We start from the raw sequence: 16,430 nt of genomic DNA on the forward strand, positions 1-16,430 counted from the left end.
TCCGGTTTCCCAGGAGAGCACTCCATGAAATCCATCGTACTGCTGGTGATTGCTTCTGTGTTGAGTTTTGCCGCCCATGCCGACCCGGCGAGCAACTGTGCAGCCAAGGTCAAGGAGCTTGAGGATTTCCACAAGGCCAGTGGCCAAGCGATGCACGGCGGCATGGCCCATGATTTCAAAGTCCACATGCAAAATGCCAAGGATGCTCAGAGCAAGGGTGACTATACCCAGTGCCAGGCCTCGGCGGACCAGGCCAAGACCATTTACAACAAGGCACGTAGCAAATAAGCCTTCGCGGGCCTCATCGCGGGTAAACCCGCTCCTACAGGTACATCACCGGCCTCGAACCTGTTGAAAATCCTGTGAGCGCGGGCGAGCCCGCGAAGAAGCCAGTGCAGGATGGCCCCACTGTCAGAACCAGCGATCGTTCTTCTTCCGCCCCCGGGTCAGCGCCGGCAGGATCAACCCCGCCAGCAACCCCGCCCCGGCAATGCTGCCGCCATACACCATGTAGCGCATCATCACCTGTTTGTTCTCGTCACCCAGGCGTGCCTGGGTATCGCGCAGGTCCGACTGGCTCTGGTCAAGCTGCTCGCTCAGTGCCTTGTTGCGCGCCTCCAGTTCGTCGTTCAGCTTCTTGCGTGAATCCAGGGTTTCCTGCATGCCCTGCACGCGGCTTTTCCAGCTGTCGTCGATGGTCTTCAACTGCCCGGTCAGTTCCGCAACCTGGGCCTCGAGCTGCGGCAGGCGCTCGTTCTGCCCCGGCACGGCCTGCAGGTCGTTGCTGAGGATCCACACCACGTCGCCGTTCTGCCCGCGCACCTGGCTGTAGTTGCCCTGGCTGCCGATCAGGGTCAGCTTCTGCCCGGATTTGAGGGTGCCGACGATGCGGTGCCCATCGGTCGGGCCACTACGCACGTAGGTGCTCAGGCTGTCGCTGACCCAGCGTGCATCACTGGCGGGCTCTTCGGCGTACGCCGGTACGGCGAGGGCCACCAGAGCGGCAATCAGGCCGCCGCGCAGGGCAGGGAGGGCGGAAGCGGTTGGGCGGAAATCGGGCATGTTCGGTCTTCGCTGAAACAGGACAAAAGTAGGCCCGGTGACTGGGCCGATGAACCGGTCGGTGAGTTGACCGTCAGCGAAAGACCGTTTTTTTGTAAGCAGGTTCACTACCTGATATCGGAAATGTCTGCAGGATGTTGCAGGAGCTTTATCGGAGCTAGCGCTAGAATGAAAGGTTGACACCTTCATGGAGCAAGACCATGACTGCCAAGAACACCGTCTGCCTCTGGTTCGACAACGATGCCGAGGAGGCTGCCAACTTTTACGCCAGCGTATTCCCGGACAGTAAAGTGATTGCCCTGCACAAGGCGCCAAGTGACTATCCTTCGGGCAAGGAGGGCGATGTCATCACGGTCGAATTCACCGTCATGGGCATACCCTGCGTGGGGCTCAATGGCGGCAAGGCCTTTACGCATTGCGAGGCGTTTTCGTTCCAGGTCAGTACCGAAGACCAGGCCGAAACCGACCGCTTGTGGGATGCCATTGTCGGTAATGGCGGGGAGGCCAGCGTCTGCGGCTGGTGCAAGGACAAATGGGGGATTTCCTGGCAGATCACCCCTCGTATCCTGATCGAAGCCATCGGCCATCCCGACCGCGCCGCAGCCAAACGGGCGTTCGAGGCCATGATGCAGATGGGCAAGATCGATGTGGCAAAAATTGCGGCGGCATTGAAGGGGTGATGCCGGTCTATGCGCTCTGGTTATCGTTTTGTCCTGGAAAACATCGCTTATCGAGGCGTGCCGCCGTTCCTGGCGCTCACACCCTTGGAGTTCTGCATGCTGGCAGCGTTGGGGCCGCGCAGCAGCCCCGGTTTACAGGCCGGCCCGGTCAGCTACCGGTCACTTCGGCTTCTGCCGCGGCCTTCACTGAGGCCTTCTTCTCCTGCACCACGATGTAGAACTCCTCGCCATGCTTCACCGCGCCATACAGCACGGCCTTCTCGATCAGCTCGTTACCGCGCAGGTGGCGCAGCATCATCGGGTCTTTGCGCAGGTCGCGGTACAGGGCCAGGCACAGCAGCACCATCACCACCACAAAGGGCAGGGCCACGACGATGGTCAGGTTCTGCAACCCCGTCAGCGCCTCGCCGGGGGCCCGTGGGTCGCCAATCGCCAGCATGATCGCCGCCACGGTACCGGTCAGCGCGCCCCAGAAAATCACCGTGCGCCGCGAGGGCGCTGTGGTGCCGTGTTCCGAAAGTGTGCCCATCACCAGCGAGGCGGCATCGGCACCGGAAACGAAGAAGATGCCCACCAGGATCATCACCAGCACCGAGGTCGCTGAAGCCAGCGGATAGCTGTCCAGCAACTGGTACAGCGCGTGGTTGCTGTTGACTGCGCCATTAGCCAGCTGGAATGCGCCTTCGCGCACGGCATCGATGGCCGCACCGCCAAAAATGGTGAACCACACCAGGCTCACCAGGCTGGGCACCAGCAGTACACCGGTAACGAACTGGCGGATAGTGCGGCCGCGGCTGATGCGGGCGATGAACATGCCCACGAACGGTGTCCAGGAAATCCACCAGGCCCAGTAGAACACGGTCCAGCCGGCCAGCCAGCTGTTCATCTGCTCACCGCCGCTGGCGTTGGTACGGGCCATCATTTCCGGCAGCATCTTGATGTAGATGCCGAGCGAGGTAGGCAGCAGGTTGAGCATCAGCAACGTCGGGCCGACCATGAACACGAACACCGCCAGCACCAGTGCCAGCACCATGTTGGTGTTGGACAACCACTGGATGCCCTTGCCGATGCCCGACACCGCCGAGGTGACGAAGGCAATGGTCAGCAGGGTGATGATCGAGATGTAGAACAGCTTGCCGGGGCTCTCGATCCAGCCGTTGTACTCCAGGCCGCCAGCAATCTGCAGGGCCCCAAGGCCCAATGAGGCCGCCGAGCCGAACAGCGTGGCGAAAATAGCCATCATGTCGATCATGCGCCCTAGCGGGCCGTTGGCGTGCTTGCCGATCAACGGCCGGAAGGCCGCGGAAATCAGCTGTGAGCGGCCACGGCGGAAGGTGCCATAGGCAATCACCAAGCCGACGATGGCGTACATGGCCCAAGGGTGCAGGGTCCAGTGAAACAAGGTGGTGGCCATGGCCACCTGCATCGCTTCACTTGTCTGCCCGGTGGCCGAGCCTGGCGGCGGCGACACATAGTGCGACAGCGGCTCAGCTACGCCGAAGAACATCAGGCCGATGCCCATGCCGGCGCTGAACATCATGGCCACCCAGGACACCGTACGGAATTCTGGCTGCTCGCCATCACGCCCTAGTGGCACCCGGCCATAACGGCTGGCGGCCAGCCACAGCACGAACACCACGAACAAGGTGGATGTGAGCACGAAGAACCAGCCGAAGTTGAGAATGACCCAGGACTGCGCGCTGGAAGCGCTGCTGGCGAGGCTGGCCTGGTTGAGGAAGCCCCAGAACACGAACGCGATTGCCAGGAGGCTGGTGAAACCAAACACGACGCCGTCGAGTTTGCCCTCGAAATGCCGGTCCTGGCGGGCTTCTGCGGTTTTCGAGGGGTCCGTCACGCCGAGGTCGAGCGTTTCGGTGATGTGTTCCTTTGCCATGAATGATGAGGCCCCTTTGTGGCTTACCTGCATGCACAGGCTTGTTGTTGTGTGGGCTACCGAGTTCGATGACGGCCTCGGCGGGGTGGAATGCTGGCGCGATTATCCTGCGCGGGAAAAGGCGCCCCCTGTCCCGATAACGCCCTGGGGCGTCCATTGCGCGACTTGGCAAATACTTTTAGTTCTGGGGGCAATAGCCCTTTCTGCCTCGGGTTCTGGTACCCTGATGGGCATTACCCGGGCCCGCTCATCCGAGCACCGTAGAAGCGCTGCTGCTTGCGGGCCTGGCCGTACCAGGAAACGGAGATTCGTCAAAATGGCCACTGATCGTGTGAGCCTGATTCATTTCGATAAATTGAGCATGAGCCCTGCCGCTGCCGATCGGTTCCAGAAAGCCCTCGACGCGCTGGCAGCGCTCAAGCTGCAGGACCGTTATGTGTACCTCATCGCTCCCTATCTGGGTGATATCGCTGACGCATCTGACGCCGAGCAACTGGACACCGCCCTGGGCCAGTGCATCCGGGTGGTTGATGAGCTGCTGGCTGCCAGGTCGGTGAGCAAGGTCAAGGCCGACGAAGTGCGCCAGGTGTTTCATAGCGCTGCCGAGCGTGCGCGGGCAGAACTGCCTGGCTGAGTGGTGGCATGGCCAAAGACATCGACAACCCCTGCGTTTCGTTATGCCAGCTCAACAGCGAGCTGTGCGTGAGCTGCGGCCGCACCCGTGACGAAATCCGCAAGTGGCGGGGCATGAAACGGCCGGAAAAGATGGCCACCGTGCAACGCGCGGCGACGCGGATGAAGGCTATCGTCAAGAAGGCAGCCAAGCGGCAGAATGCCGACTGAACCCTCGCGCCCTGTACAGGGCCTTTCCTGATTTGCCTGAAGAGCCTGAAAATGGATGTTCACTCGTTGTTAGCGTTTACCCTGGTTGCCGCCATCGCGATCGCCAGCCCCGGCCCCGCCACCCTCATGGCCATCAACAACAGCCTGGCTCATGGCCAGCGCAGCACGATCTGGTCGTCGCTGGGCAATGGCTCGGGCCTGTTCTGCCTGTCGGCAGCCGCCATGCTGGGCCTGGGCGCACTGCTGGCCAGTTCTGAAGTGCTGTTCAATGCTGTGAAAATCCTGGGGGCGGGCTATCTGTTCTACCTGGGGGTGCGGCAGTTGCTGAAAAAAGGCCCGATGCTGGCGCAGGCTACTGCCGAGAGGGCGGCGAAGGTTCGCCCCTCGCCGCTGAAGCTCTACAAGTCGGCGTTCCTTACCGCAGTGACCAACCCCAAGGCGACCATGTTCTTCACGGCGCTGTTCCCGCAGTTCATCGACCAAGGGGCCGCACTGTTGCCGCAATTCCTGGCCTTGACCGGTATTTTCGTGGCATTGTCGCTGGTTTCGCTGAGCTTGTATGCCGCGCTGGCTGCACGGGCGAAAGGCGTGCTGACCCGGCCGTCGCTGTCGCGCTGGGTGAGCCGGGTGGTGGGCACTACCTTTATCGGGTTTGGTGCGGCGATCCTGGCGATGCGTCGTCAGGGCGCCTGATTGCCAGAGAGGGTAATCGACGACTCGTTTCACCGTTAGCCGATGAAAGGCACATCTACTTTTCGCACGGGGTCCAGACTGTCTACAGCCCGCACAGATGAATGCTGCAGTTGATCAGATGGACTTCATCACCCCGCCATTTCTGCACACGCCCAGCGTGGTCTGGTTACGCCAGGACAATGCCTTTGCCTACCACCAATGGACAGACCTGAAAGGTCGCAAGGGCGGGACCTTGGTCAACAACAGCCACGGTCAGCAGTTCGACGAGTTTGCCAGGGCCAACCTCATCCTCGAAACAGTACCCAGCGCCAGGCAGGCATTCGAAAAACTCATGCACAAACGCAGCGACTATGTCGTGTACGAGCAGTACCCCGGCATGGCACTGGCGCGCACCTTGGGTATTGCCAGCACTGTACAGGTGCTGGAACCGCCAATCTCCAGCGAAGGGCTCTACCTGGCGCTTTCGCATGATTCGCCCTGCAATCGGCCGCATTTGCGTGAAGCGCTGGCGCGGCAAATGGAAAAGATCGTGGCCGGGGCGTTGCCGCAGCAGTTGTTGCAGTAGAACCTGAAGCGGTGGCAGTAATCAGCGAGGAAGGTGCGCGGCCTCCCGTGCGTGCTTGGCCCGGGTCACGTTGACCGCGCCAGGCAGGGTGACGTCGTTCTTCGCCGCGAGGATTTCGGCCATGACGCTGACGGCGATCTCGGCCGGTGTCTTGCTGCCGATGTAGATGCCAATCGGGCCATGCAAGCGTTGCAGCGATGCCTCGCTTTCGCCGAAGTGCTCGATCAGGCGTTCACGGCGCAGCTGGCTGTTGCGCCGCGAGCCGATGGCGCCAATGTAGAACGCCGGGCTGTGCAAGGCTTCGAGCAGGGCCAGATCATCCAGTTTGGGGTCGTGGCTGACGGCGACGATGGCGCTGCGCAGGTCCGGCGCGAAGGCGCGGACCACGTCGTCGGGCATGCCGGCCAGCAGGTTGACGCCGGGCACGCTCCAGCCCGCGGTGTACTCAGGGCGTGGGTCGCACAGCGAAACGTTGAAACCATTGAACAGGGCCATGGTGGCCAGGTACTCGGCCAGTGCGCCACCACCTATCAGCAGTAAACGGTAGCCCGGCCCAAGGGTGCTGAGCATGTGTTGGCCATCGAAGCTGAACAGGTCAGGCGTGCTGGTGGGGGTAAGGCTGATATCACCGTTGTGCAGGTTGAGCCCGCGGCGGACCAGGCTGCCCTTATCGAGGCAGGCCAGCAGTCGTTCGAGGTGCTGCAGCGGCGGTGCGAACTCCAGCACAAGCTCCAGTGTGCCGCCACAGGGCAGGCCGAAACGGTGTGCTTCGTCGGCGCTGACGCCGTAACGCACCACTTGAGGCAGGCCGTTGGGCATGCCGGGGCCGCCGTAGGCGGTGGTGTAACGGTGAATGAGGTCATCCTCGATACAACCACCGGAGACACTGCCGACCACCCGGCCGTCACTGCGCAAGGCCATCATCGAGCCCACCGGGCGCGGGGAGGAGCCCCAGGTGCGGGCGACCGTGGCCAGCAGGACGCGGTGCCCGGCGGTGAGCCAGTCTCGGGTGGTGCGCAGCACCAGCAGGTCGATGCTTTCCATGGAGGCTCCCGTTCAGCGCATATGCAAAATGATCGGGCTACTGCTGGCCGGGTCGGTATGCCCACGCAACGTGCCCACCGCCTGTGCATTCACGACACCGCCCTGGTTTCCCCAGGCCGTGCGCACGAAGCTCAGCACATCGGCAATCTCCTGGTCATTCAGTTGCTCTCGGAACGCCGGCATGCGGTAGGCATCAGGCAACCCCGCCGTCACCACCCGCTGCGAACCGTTCAGGGTAATGTTGATCGCCGAAGCGTCTTCTTTCGCCAGCGCCGAGGTTGCCCCCGCCAAAGGCGGCATCCATTGGTCCTGGCCCTTGCCCTCCAGCCCGTGGCACGAGGCGCAGCGAGTCACGTAGGTATGTGCGCCCGGGCTGTTGAGCTGTGTTGCTGCCGACTCGGCCACGTACTGCCACGGCGCCCCATCGCGCTGCGGGTCGCCGGGAAGCGATTTCAGGTAGTGGGCGATGGCCCTCAGGTCATCGTCGCTCATGAACTGCGTGGAGTTGTTGAACGCCTCGGTCATCGAGCCGAATACGACGGCATGGCGGTTGCGGCCGGTTTTGAGAAACTGCGCAATCTCGTCTTCGCTCCAGCGCCCCAGCCCTGTGTTGTGGTCGGCACGCAGGCTCGGTGCGTACCAGCCATCGAGCAGGGCGCCCGCCAGGAATGGTTTGCCGCTGTCATCCAGCGCCTTTTCGTTGAAGGCCAGGCCACGGGGCGTGTGGCAACTGCCACAGTGACCAGGGCCCTGAACGATATAGGCACCCCGGTTCCACAGCGCATCCTGCCCGGCCTTGTCGGCGTAAGGCGTGGTGGCGGCGAACAGGCCGTTCCACAGGGCAATGGGCCAGCGCAGGTTCAGTGGCCAGGGGATGTCGCTGGCCAGGTTGGCCTGCCGGGCCGGTTGCACGCCGTGCATGAAAAATGCGTACAGCGCCTTTACATCGTCGTCACTGAGCTTGGCGTAGGACGGGTAGGGCATGGCCGGGTACAGCCTCCGGCCGCCGGGCGCGACACCCTGGCGCACGGCGCGGTCGAAGTCGGCGAGGCTGTAGCTGCCGATACCGTTGTCGCGATCAGGGGTAATGTTGGTGGCGTGAATAGCCCCCAGCGGGGTGGCCATTTCCAGCCCGCCTGCGAACGGTTTGCCGTCCGGCAGGCTGTGGCAAGCCACGCAGTCGCTGAGCCGGGCCACGTACTCGCCACGGCTGACCAGCGCCGGGTCGGCGGCAATGGCCTGTGCATCGACGAACGGCGAGGCAGGCTCGCGGGTGACATACCAGGCCATCAGGCCTGCCGCGACCAGGCACGGCAGTGCCAGCCAGCCAGCGGTTCTTGCGAAGCGATGGGTCATGGGGCGATCCTTGTGCGGTCAGCTGAAGGTATGGCGGCTCAACGGCAGGCTGCGCACGCGCTGGCCAGTCAGTTGGGCGACGGCGTTGACCACCGCCGGGGCTACGGCCGGCAACGGAGGCTCGCCAATGCCGCCCATCTTCGCCCCGCTTTCGACAATGCGCACATGCACCCGGGCCATGCGTGAAGGCGGCAGGATCGGGTACAGGTCGTAGTTGCGCGCTCGTGGTTTGCCGTCCACGTATACCGCCTCTTCCACCAGCGTCTGCGACAGGCCCAGGGCGACGGCGCCGTTCACCTGATGCTCGATGATCGCCGGGTTGACGATGCTGCCCGGGTCGATGGCTTGCCAGATGTCGTGCACCTTCACCTGGCCGTTCTCGATCGACACCTCGGCGATGACTGCTGCCTCCGAGCCGAATGGCGAGGCCATGGCCACGCCGCGTGCCCGCTTGCTGCCATCCTCGGCGGTGAACGGGCCGCGCTTCCAGCCACCGGACAGGTCGGCGACCGCGTTCAGCAGATTGGTCAGGCGCGGGTTGTCGCGCAGCAGGTGCAGGCGCAGTTCGAACGGGTCCTTGCCGCCTTTGTCGGCCAGTTCGTCGAGGAACGACTCGTAGAAAAAGTCGTTCAGTGAGTTGCCCACCGAGCGCCAGTAGCCGAGCATGGCCGGGCCTTTTACGTAGATCTGCGCGATGCGCTTGTTGGCGATGGCGTAGGCCTTGCCCGACAGCCCTTCAAGCGCGGTCGGGTCGATCTTTTCACCTTGCTTGCCGGCCAGGGCCTCGGTTGGGCCTTCGGTGGCGCTTACCGCTTCGAGGGCCACTGGCATGCCGTCGGCATCCAGGCCGGCGCGGAACTTCACCACGGCGACCGGGCGCAGCACATCACGCAGGAATTCCTCTTCGCGGCTCCAGATAAGCTTCACCGGCCGCTCGACCGCCTTGGCCAGGGCAATGGCCTGCGGGTAGGGGTTGGCCGAGTCGTACAGGAAGTGGCGGCCAAAGAAGCCGCCCAGCAGTGGCGAATGCAGGTTGATCTGCGCAGCCTCCAGGCCTGTACGTTTGGCAATGTCGTCGCGGAACATGTCCGGTGCCTGGTTGGGCAGCCACACGTCCAGGGTGCCGTCCGCGTTGAAGCGGGCGAGGGCAGAGGGCGGTTCCAGCTGGGCATGGTTCAGGTACTGGTTGTGGTAGCTGGCCTCTACCTTGGTCTTGGCGTTGCTCAAGGCACCCGTGATATCACCCTCGTTCTCTTCATCACGTGCCGGGCCCTCGACCGTGGCCAGGTGCTCGCGCCAGCCATCGCTGGAGAAGTCTGCAGGCATCGCCCGCACCTTGGTGTCGGCGGTCGCCTCTTGCCAGTCCACCTGGATAGCCTCCACCGCGCGTTTGGCATGCCACCAGCGTTCGGCGACCACGGCGACAGCGCCCGGTAACTGATGCACGGAATGCACGCCCTTCATGGCCTTGACCTGCTTTTCGTTGCGCAGGCTGCCCACGGTCATGCCCAAGCGTGGCGCGTGCTGCACGGCGGCGTGGAGCATGCCGTCGACCTTGATGTCGATGCAGTACTGCGCCTTGCCGGTGGACTTGTCGTAGGCATCCAGGCGACGCACTGGCTTGCCGATCCAGCGAAACTGGCTGGGGTCGCGCAATTTGACGCTGTCCGGGGCGGGTACTGGCAGGTCCATGGCGCGGCCGGCAAGTTCGCCATAAGGTACTGAGCGCCCGCTCATGGTATGTACTACGTTACCCGGTGTGGTAGAGAGCTCCTCGACCGGCACGCCGAGCTGTTCGGCGCCCGCCTGCAGCAGCATGGCCCGGGCGAGGGCACCCAGGCGGCGCATGGTCGGGTAGCTCATGCGCACCGACATGCTGCCGCCAGTGATGCGCATACCGTTTTCCATGACGACATAGGCTTCGCCCGGTGGCGCGCTGTCGACCACGAAATGGGCAGGGTCGACATCCAGCTCTTCACCTACGATCTGCGCCATGGCGGTGAAGGGCCCTTGCCCGCCCTCCATGAAGGGGCTGAGCAGGCGCACCGTGCCATCCGGGCGAATTTCAAGAAACGCGGGCACTTGGGTGCCGCGTTGCGGGGCGGCTGCAATCGCCGCCTGCACGCGTGCTGGCCCCATTGGCAGGCCGAATCCCAGCACCAGGGCACCGACGGCCGTGCCGGCAAGAAAGCGCCGACGTGACAGGTTGACGGTTTCGCCCATTTGCAGCTTGAGCAGTTCGGCCGGTGTATCGACGGGCGTGTTCATCAGGCCTGCTCCCCTTGGGCCAGTGCATTCACGGCAGTATGGATGGCGTTGTAAGTGCCGCAGCGGCACAGGTTGACCATGGCCGCGTCGATCTGCGCGTCACTGGGCTTAGGGGTGTGCTTGAGCAGCGCCGTGGCCGCCATCACCTGGCCGGACTGGCAGTAGCCGCACTGGGCCACCTGGTGCTCGACCCAGGCCGCGACCACCCGTTTGCCGACGGCATCGGCTTCGATTGCCTCGATGGTGGTCACCTCGCGCCCGACCACACCGGCCACCGGGGTGACACAGGCGCGCACCACGTTGCCGTCCACCAGCACCGAACAGGCGCCGCACTGGGCCAGGCCACAGCCATACTTGGTGCCGGTCAGCCCCAGGTCGTCGCGGATCACCCACAGCAGGGGCGTGTCGGCGTCCACCTCGACCTGATAGGTCTTCTGGTTGATGCGTAGTTCCATGGTTCACCTGCCAATCATCGGTTGCTATCGCTGTGTTTTTTCTGGGCGGGGAATACGTTGTTCCCCAGAGAAGAAACGCTAGCACAGGGGGATGACCGCTGGTCTGGTGGCGGGGGCAGGTTCAGAGGATCAGGCAAGCAATCCGGTGGAATGCGCAAGCGACGAGGTAAACAGGACTTCCAGGCTGAAAACCCGGATAATGCCGGCCACTTTCGTTTTGCACGCTTAAATCACGGTAAACCCGCATGGAAATCAAGGTCAATTTTCTCGACAATCTCCGTCTCGAAGCCAAGTTCGACGACTTCACGGTGATCGCCGACCAACCGATCCGCTACAAGGGTGATGGTTCGGCCCCAGGCCCGTTCGATTACTTCCTGGCGTCTTCGGCCTTGTGCGCGGCTTACTTCGTCAAGCTGTACTGCCAGACCCGCGACATCCCCACCGAGAACATTCGCCTGTCGCAAAACAACATCGTCGACCCGGAAAACCGCTACAACCAGATCTTCAAGATCCAGGTCGAGCTGCCCGAAGACATTTCCGAGAAGGACCGCCAGGGTATCCTGCGCTCGATCGACCGCTGCACCGTCAAGAAGGTAGTACAGACCGGCCCCGAGTTCGTGATCGAAGTGGTTGACAACCTCGACGCCGATGCCCAGGGCCTGCTGATGCCGGTGTCGGATAGCACCACCTACATCCCTGGCAAGGACCTGCCGTTGGAGCAGACCATCGCCAATATGTCGGGCATCCTGGCCGGGTTGGGGATGAAGATCGAGATCGCTTCGTGGCGCAATATCGTGCCCAACGTGTGGTCGTTGCATGTGCGTGATGCGCAGTCGCCGATGTGCTTCACCAATGGCAAGGGTGCCACCAAGGAAGCCGCGCTGGCATCGGCGCTGGGTGAATTCATCGAGCGCCTGAACTGCAACTTCTTCTATAACGACCAGTTCTGGGGCGAGGACCTGGCCAACGCGCCGTTCGTGCATTACCCGAACGAGCAGTGGTTCAAGCCTGGCCCACGCGATGCGCTGCCCGCCGAGATCCTCGACGAGCACTGCCTGGCAATCTACAACCCCGACGGTGAGCTGCGCGGTTCGCACTTGTACGACACCAACTCGGGCAACACGGCGCGCGGCATCTGCTCGCTGCCGTTCGTGCGTCAATCGGACGAGCAGGTGGTGTACTTCCCGTCCAACCTGATCGAAAACCTGTTCCTCAGCAACGGCATGAGCGCTGGCAACACCCTCGCTGAAGCGCAGGTGCAGTGCCTGTCGGAAATCTTCGAGCGCGCGGTCAAGCGCGAAATCCTCGAAGGCGAGCTGTGCCTGCCGGATGTGCCGCAGGACGTACTGGCCAAGTACCCGGCCATCGTTGCCGGCATTCAGGGCCTGGAAGAACAGGGCTTCCCGGTGCTGGTCAAGGATGCTTCGCTGGGTGGCGAATTCCCTGTCATGTGCGTCACCCTGATGAACCCGCGCACCGGCGGCGTATTCGCCTCGTTCGGCGCCCACCCAAGCCTGGAAGTGGCACTGGAGCGCAGCCTTACCGAACTGCTGCAGGGCCGCAGCTTCGAAGGGCTGAACGACCTGCCGCAGCCGACCTTCGAAAGCCATGCCCTGACCGAGCCGAACAACTTCGTCGAGCACTTCATCGACTCCAGCGGTGTGGTGTCGTGGCGCTTCTTCAGTGCCAAGGCGGACTTCGAGTTCGTCGAGTGGGACTTCTCCGGCCACGGCGAGGATTCCAATATTCAAGAGGCCGCAACCCTGTTCGGCATCCTCGAAGACTTGGGCAAGGAAGTGTACATGGCGGTGTACGACAACCTGGGCGCCACCGCCTGCCGCATCCTGGTGCCGGGCTACTCGGAAATCTACCCCGTCGAGGACCTGATCTGGGACAACACCAACCGCGCCTTGTCGTTCCGCGCCGACATCCTCAACCTGCACAGCCTTGAAAGCCGCGCCCTGAAGCTGCTGCTCAAGCGCCTGGATAACTGCGATGTGGATGACTACACCACCATCACCACACTGATTGGCGTGGAGTTCGACGAAAACACGGTGTGGGGCCAGCTGACCATTCTGGAACTGAAGCTGCTGATCTGCCTGGCAGTGCAGCGCTTCGAGGAGGCCAAGGAACTGGTCGAGGCGTTCCTGCAGTTCAACGACAACACTGTTGAGCGCGGGCTGTTCTACCAGGCCCTGAACGTGGTGCTGGAAGTGCAACTGGATGACGAGCTGGAGATGGACGACTACGAAGCCAACTTCCGCCGCATGTTCGGCAACGCACGCATGGATGCTGTGCTGGGCTCGTTGGATGGTAGCGTGCGCTTCCATGGCCTGACCCCGACCAGCATGAAGCTCGAAGGCCTTGATCGCCACCTGCGCTTGATCGAAAGCTACAAGAAACTGCACGCAGCCCGGGCCAAGTTCGCCTGAGTGCACAATCGGTTGCAGGGCTCGCAGCCCTGCCCGATATCCTGACGCCTGCGCGTTTACTGTGGGAGCGGGCTTGTCGAACCGCCGCGAACACCGGCGCAGCCGGTGCCATATATCGCTTTGATCACGGTCCTATCCCCAATTCGCCTTTCCGCTTGGCCTGAGAGGCGCGTAACATTTTGCTCCCCAAATCCATGGCGCGTTAACCGCCAGAAGGACCTCGGCCGCGCACAGCAAAAAGGCGCAGACCATGACCACCCCTTTGGATACCAATGCCCTCAAAGCCCGTCAGCAAGCCGCCTGGGCCAGCGGTGACTACGCGGTAATCGGCACCACCCTGCAACTGGTTGGCGAGCGCCTGGCAGAAGCCTGTGACCTGCGCTGGGATGAGCAGGTGCTGGATGTTGCGGCCGGTAATGGCAACGCCACACTGGCGGCTGCCCGACGCGGTTGCCGCGTCACCTCCACCGACTATGTCCCCGAACTGCTAAAGCGTGGCGAAGAGCGGGCACGGGCCGAACACCTGAATGTGCTGTTTCAGGCTGCCGATGCTGAAGCGTTGCCGTTTGCCGATGGCACCTTCGATGCGGTGCTTTCCACGTTCGGTGTGATGTTTGCCCCTGATCAGGCCCAGGCCGCACGTGAGCTGGGGCGGGTATGCCGGCCCGGTGGTCGTATAGGCTTGGCCAACTGGACCCCGCAAGGTTTTGTCGGGCAGATGTTCAAGACCCTCGGGCGGCATGTGCCGCCCCCCGCCGGGGCCTTGCCGCCCTCGCGGTGGGGTGACGAGGAACAGTTGCGCGTGATGTTCGAAGGGGTGCTGGGTGAGCTGAATGTCAGTCGCCAGCACTTCAACTTCCGCTACCGCTCGGCGGCGCATTTCATCGAGGTTTTTCGTACCTGGTACGGGCCGGTGCACAAGGCGTTTGCTTCGCTGGATGCGGAGAAGGCCAGTGCTTTGGAGCGAGACCTTGCTCAGTTGCTGGATGACTGCAATGTGGGAGGGCCTTCATCGTTGGTGGTGCCCAGCGAATACCTTGAGGTGGTGATCATTCGCGGGCGGTAGCCGGCACACCTTCAAAAGCCTCGGCGGGTGGCGGTGCCGCGCGAACATTGAAGAGCTTGCAGATGAAGTACCAACAGATGGCGACGGTGAGGTTGTAGGGGAACAGCACGGCCCAGAAGGGCAGTTGCCAGTTTTTCTTACCCTGCATTTCACCAGGTTCTCCGGTTCGCCAAGGGGCGTAGTGGCGCCAGGCTTCAGCCGGGGTCAGGCAGATGGCATGCAGTGGCTTGTGCCACCAGTTTGGTTCGCCGGGTGGGGGGAGTTTGTCGGGGCCATGGGCCATGAAGTGGCGCAGGTATTCCCAGACTTCGGCGACGTGCCTGACGTCGGACTCGGTGGGTTCGTTGCTGTCGACCCACAGGCAGTCTTTCTGGTGGAGGCTGCCGTCTGCTCGGCGGGGGGCGAAGGCGAGGGCGTAGCTGGTGCTGAAGGATGAGCCGCCGTTTTCGGTGCGTTTGAACAGGCCGCCGCCGGTATTGCTCCACTCAAAGACGAATACCTTGCTCAAGCGTTGATAGTAGATTTTTTGAGTTGAGCGGTTGAGGCAAATGGTTGATAAGCCTTTTATAAAGAAAATCCGATAAGCTAGGAAAGGAGTGAAGGCAAATGGAAAGATTAAAAATATGATCATTAATGCAATGCTCTCATTGTATAGGTCCAAGATGATTGGGAGTATTTGAGGGTAAAATCCAATGAGTGATATGACTGTTATTGCGCAGTACAGTTTTCCCATAAATACGGAGTCTGTTACCCATGGGTTTCGCAGGCATAAAGTATTCTCGGATAAGCTTGCCAGTTGCCCCCCAATTGCAGGCTTGTGCCCAGAGTCTGACGTTGAATTGAATATCCAGAGGGTTGCCATAATCAGCGCTCCAGACGAAAGATTGATTGGGCCTCATTGTCTTCGCTCAGGCCTTGATTGGCACTGTAAGTTAGATGCAGTGAGACATGATTTTGGTTGGCTAGTGTGTTCTCGAAATGTAGAACCAAACCAGCACTTGTGATGTGGCCGGTCGGGACGATTGGAAACACGTCCATTCCTTGGTCATCACGGAGGGCGCCCAAGCTTCCTGACCATTCGCTTACGCCTAGAACAAAGCCTGGTAGCAGTACGGTGAACTCAACGGTTGGTTGAGGTGTGGCTACTTCATTATGTGTAATGGCTGTCCAGTTTGGTGGGGACCAGTGATCGTTCTGATGCCATCGGGTGTCGACTTTAGTTATGCCGAGTGATACAGCCTGCTCGGCGGATAGTAGCTTGGCCCCGTAATGTTCGTTGTGCCACGCTTTGACCTCGGCTTGTAGTGAGGCGTAAGCAGGAAGTTTTTTCTCATAGTTTAAGGCAATGTCAGTACGCACCTCTCCATCATTGATGCGATTGCCGAAGATGCTGCGTGCAGCCCAAAGCTCAATGGGGCTGTGAAGACGTTCATGTGCCTTGACATGTAGATAGAGGCCCCCTGCAATGATGGCTACGCCTACCAGGACCAGGGCAGCTGCCGCCCATCCGGCAAAGGGTACCAATGTTGTCGCGCCCGCAACGGCAAGACCTGCTTCAAGGGTGACAGCAGAGCCAATGGCCATGGTGAATCCACCAACCGCAGTGTAACCGGCTGTAGTTAGATCACCGTTGCTGTACTGTCGCAGCGCCTTAGCACCGTCCGCGAAGAAACCAAATGCTATTGCCGGATAACCAACCAAGCGTGCAAACAGGTTGCTACTTAAGAACTTGATAATTCCGTTGCCAAACGCCATCCCCGGTGCTGTCGAACTTAACCGCAGCATCACGGCCTTCTGCGTGGTCCTTACGCTGACCAGCGTCGCCGCTGCTGCACCGATCACCCCGAAAATCGACGAAGCAAAACCCAAGGTGTATTCCGGAGCATTGCTCTTTTGCAGGCTGTTGTAGGCCGTCTGGAGCGATATGATGTTGTACCACAGCATCCCTGCGTTCAAACCACCGCCTCCGCCCGAGGTGAGCATCCCGAGAAAGTTGGGTTTCACTCGCGCAGTGGTGGTCAGTTCTATCGAGACCGTCCGGCTCCCCGAAATGCGCAACTGCTTCATCTCCT

14 protein-coding genes and 2 pseudogenes are annotated in these 16,430 nt (G+C 61.7%); 8 read left to right on the plus strand and 8 right to left on the minus strand.

Features of this window, described 5'->3' with window-relative positions; translation table 11 throughout:
- Window positions 1–24: 24 nt before the first annotated feature.
- Window positions 25–288, plus strand: a complete 264-nt coding sequence (locus PM2_RS21300) for a PA2433 domain-containing protein (protein ID WP_016715725.1) — start codon at window positions 25–27, stop codon at window positions 286–288.
- A 123-nt stretch (window positions 289–411) separates the two neighbouring features.
- On the opposite strand, the gene PM2_RS21305 is transcribed toward PM2_RS21300, so the two are convergent.
- Window positions 412–1,062 (minus strand): TIGR04211 family SH3 domain-containing protein, encoded by a 651-nt coding sequence (locus tag PM2_RS21305; RefSeq protein WP_025754488.1) that lies wholly within the window; start codon window positions 1,060–1,062, stop codon window positions 412–414.
- 200 nt (window positions 1,063–1,262) lie between these two features.
- Here PM2_RS21305 and PM2_RS21310 point away from each other — a divergent pair, with 200 nt between their 5' ends.
- Window positions 1,263–1,742 carry a VOC family protein gene (locus tag PM2_RS21310; protein WP_019096414.1) on the plus strand — a complete coding sequence of 160 codons (480 nt, stop codon included), beginning with the start codon at window positions 1,263–1,265 and terminating at the stop codon, window positions 1,740–1,742.
- Between the two features lie 148 nt (window positions 1,743–1,890).
- On the opposite strand, the gene PM2_RS21315 is transcribed toward PM2_RS21310, so the two are convergent.
- Window positions 1,891–3,636, minus strand: a complete 1,746-nt coding sequence (locus tag PM2_RS21315; RefSeq protein ID WP_028699606.1) for a BCCT family transporter — start codon at window positions 3,634–3,636, stop codon at window positions 1,891–1,893.
- Between the two features lie 316 nt (window positions 3,637–3,952).
- On the opposite strand from PM2_RS21315, the gene PM2_RS21320 reads away from it, so the two are divergent.
- The 4 genes and pseudogenes from PM2_RS21320 to PM2_RS21335 form a co-directional block, all read left to right on the plus strand.
- Window positions 3,953–4,270 carry a hypothetical protein gene (locus PM2_RS21320; protein WP_016715729.1) on the plus strand — a complete coding sequence of 106 codons (318 nt, stop codon included), beginning with the start codon at window positions 3,953–3,955 and terminating at the stop codon, window positions 4,268–4,270.
- An 8-nt stretch (window positions 4,271–4,278) separates the two neighbouring features.
- Window positions 4,279–4,479, plus strand: coding sequence for a DUF1289 domain-containing protein (locus PM2_RS21325; RefSeq protein ID WP_016715730.1), 201 nt, complete (start codon window positions 4,279–4,281; stop codon window positions 4,477–4,479).
- Window positions 4,480–4,530: 51 nt separating this feature from the next.
- On the plus strand, window positions 4,531–5,172 hold the full coding sequence (locus tag PM2_RS21330; RefSeq protein ID WP_016715731.1) for a LysE family translocator: 642 nt from the start codon (window positions 4,531–4,533) through the stop codon (window positions 5,170–5,172).
- Window positions 5,173–5,290: 118 nt separating this feature from the next.
- Window positions 5,291–5,737 (plus strand): annotated as a pseudogene (locus PM2_RS21335) (transporter substrate-binding domain-containing protein); the annotation flags it as partial.
- Window positions 5,738–5,758: 21 nt separating this feature from the next.
- On the opposite strand, the gene PM2_RS21340 reads toward PM2_RS21335, so the two are convergent.
- Genes PM2_RS21340 through PM2_RS21355 form a run of 4 tightly spaced genes read right to left on the minus strand, consistent with a single transcriptional unit; the run spans window position 5,759 to window position 10,860 of the window.
- Window positions 5,759–6,781 (minus strand): XdhC family protein, encoded by a 1,023-nt coding sequence (locus tag PM2_RS21340; RefSeq protein WP_016715733.1) that lies wholly within the window; start codon window positions 6,779–6,781, stop codon window positions 5,759–5,761.
- 12 nt (window positions 6,782–6,793) lie between these two features.
- Window positions 6,794–8,137, minus strand: coding sequence for a c-type cytochrome (locus tag PM2_RS21345; protein ID WP_025754485.1), 1,344 nt, complete (start codon window positions 8,135–8,137; stop codon window positions 6,794–6,796).
- Window positions 8,138–8,155: 18 nt separating this feature from the next.
- Window positions 8,156–10,405, minus strand: a complete 2,250-nt coding sequence (locus PM2_RS21350; protein ID WP_028699605.1) for a xanthine dehydrogenase family protein molybdopterin-binding subunit — start codon at window positions 10,403–10,405, stop codon at window positions 8,156–8,158.
- On the minus strand, window positions 10,405–10,860 hold the full coding sequence (locus tag PM2_RS21355; protein WP_016715736.1) for a (2Fe-2S)-binding protein: 456 nt from the start codon (window positions 10,858–10,860) through the stop codon (window positions 10,405–10,407). Before PM2_RS21355 ends, PM2_RS21350 begins: the two co-directional genes overlap by 1 nt.
- 245 nt (window positions 10,861–11,105) lie before the next feature.
- Here PM2_RS21355 and PM2_RS21360 point away from each other — a divergent pair, with 245 nt between their 5' ends.
- Window positions 11,106–13,292, plus strand: coding sequence for an OsmC domain/YcaO domain-containing protein (locus PM2_RS21360; protein WP_016715737.1), 2,187 nt, complete (start codon window positions 11,106–11,108; stop codon window positions 13,290–13,292).
- A 250-nt stretch (window positions 13,293–13,542) separates the two neighbouring features.
- Window positions 13,543–14,358, plus strand: a complete 816-nt coding sequence (locus tag PM2_RS21365) for a class I SAM-dependent methyltransferase (RefSeq protein ID WP_028699604.1) — start codon at window positions 13,543–13,545, stop codon at window positions 14,356–14,358.
- Here PM2_RS21365 and PM2_RS30260 read toward each other — a convergent pair.
- Both PM2_RS30260 and PM2_RS31005 read right to left on the minus strand, forming a co-directional pair.
- A complete protein-coding gene (locus tag PM2_RS30260) occupies window positions 14,342–15,220 on the minus strand; it encodes a DUF6708 domain-containing protein (protein ID WP_070087249.1) in 879 nt (292 codons plus the stop codon). The genes PM2_RS21365 and PM2_RS30260 overlap by 17 nt on opposite strands.
- A gap of 2 nt (window positions 15,221–15,222) precedes the next feature.
- Window positions 15,223–16,430: pseudogene (locus PM2_RS31005) on the minus strand (T6SS effector BTH_I2691 family protein); the annotation flags it as partial.

The sequence above is a fragment of the Pseudomonas monteilii NBRC 103158 = DSM 14164 genome (genome assembly GCF_000730605.1).
Classification (GTDB): Bacteria; Pseudomonadota; Gammaproteobacteria; order Pseudomonadales; family Pseudomonadaceae; genus Aquipseudomonas; species Aquipseudomonas monteilii.

What these genes read in the sequence shown, in the direction of transcription:
- PM2_RS21300 (WP_016715725.1), top strand. Translation starts at nt 25, where the DNA reads ATGAAATCCATCGTACTGCTGGTGATTGCTTCTGTGTTGAGTTTTGCC.
- PM2_RS21305 (WP_025754488.1), bottom strand. Translation starts at nt 1,062, where the DNA reads ATGCCCGATTTCCGCCCAACCGCTTCCGCCCTCCCTGCCCTGCGCGGC.
- PM2_RS21310 (WP_019096414.1), top strand. Translation starts at nt 1,263, where the DNA reads ATGACTGCCAAGAACACCGTCTGCCTCTGGTTCGACAACGATGCCGAG.
- PM2_RS21315 (WP_028699606.1), bottom strand. Translation starts at nt 3,636, where the DNA reads ATGGCAAAGGAACACATCACCGAAACGCTCGACCTCGGCGTGACGGAC.
- PM2_RS21320 (WP_016715729.1), top strand. Translation starts at nt 3,953, where the DNA reads ATGGCCACTGATCGTGTGAGCCTGATTCATTTCGATAAATTGAGCATG.
- PM2_RS21325 (WP_016715730.1), top strand. Translation starts at nt 4,279, where the DNA reads ATGGCCAAAGACATCGACAACCCCTGCGTTTCGTTATGCCAGCTCAAC.
- PM2_RS21330 (WP_016715731.1), top strand. Translation starts at nt 4,531, where the DNA reads ATGGATGTTCACTCGTTGTTAGCGTTTACCCTGGTTGCCGCCATCGCG.
- PM2_RS21340 (WP_016715733.1), bottom strand. Translation starts at nt 6,781, where the DNA reads ATGGAAAGCATCGACCTGCTGGTGCTGCGCACCACCCGAGACTGGCTC.
- PM2_RS21345 (WP_025754485.1), bottom strand. Translation starts at nt 8,137, where the DNA reads ATGACCCATCGCTTCGCAAGAACCGCTGGCTGGCTGGCACTGCCGTGC.
- PM2_RS21350 (WP_028699605.1), bottom strand. Translation starts at nt 10,405, where the DNA reads ATGAACACGCCCGTCGATACACCGGCCGAACTGCTCAAGCTGCAAATG.
- PM2_RS21355 (WP_016715736.1), bottom strand. Translation starts at nt 10,860, where the DNA reads ATGGAACTACGCATCAACCAGAAGACCTATCAGGTCGAGGTGGACGCC.
- PM2_RS21360 (WP_016715737.1), top strand. Translation starts at nt 11,106, where the DNA reads ATGGAAATCAAGGTCAATTTTCTCGACAATCTCCGTCTCGAAGCCAAG.
- PM2_RS21365 (WP_028699604.1), top strand. Translation starts at nt 13,543, where the DNA reads ATGACCACCCCTTTGGATACCAATGCCCTCAAAGCCCGTCAGCAAGCC.
- PM2_RS30260 (WP_070087249.1), bottom strand. Translation starts at nt 15,220, where the DNA reads ATGGCAACCCTCTGGATATTCAATTCAACGTCAGACTCTGGGCACAAG.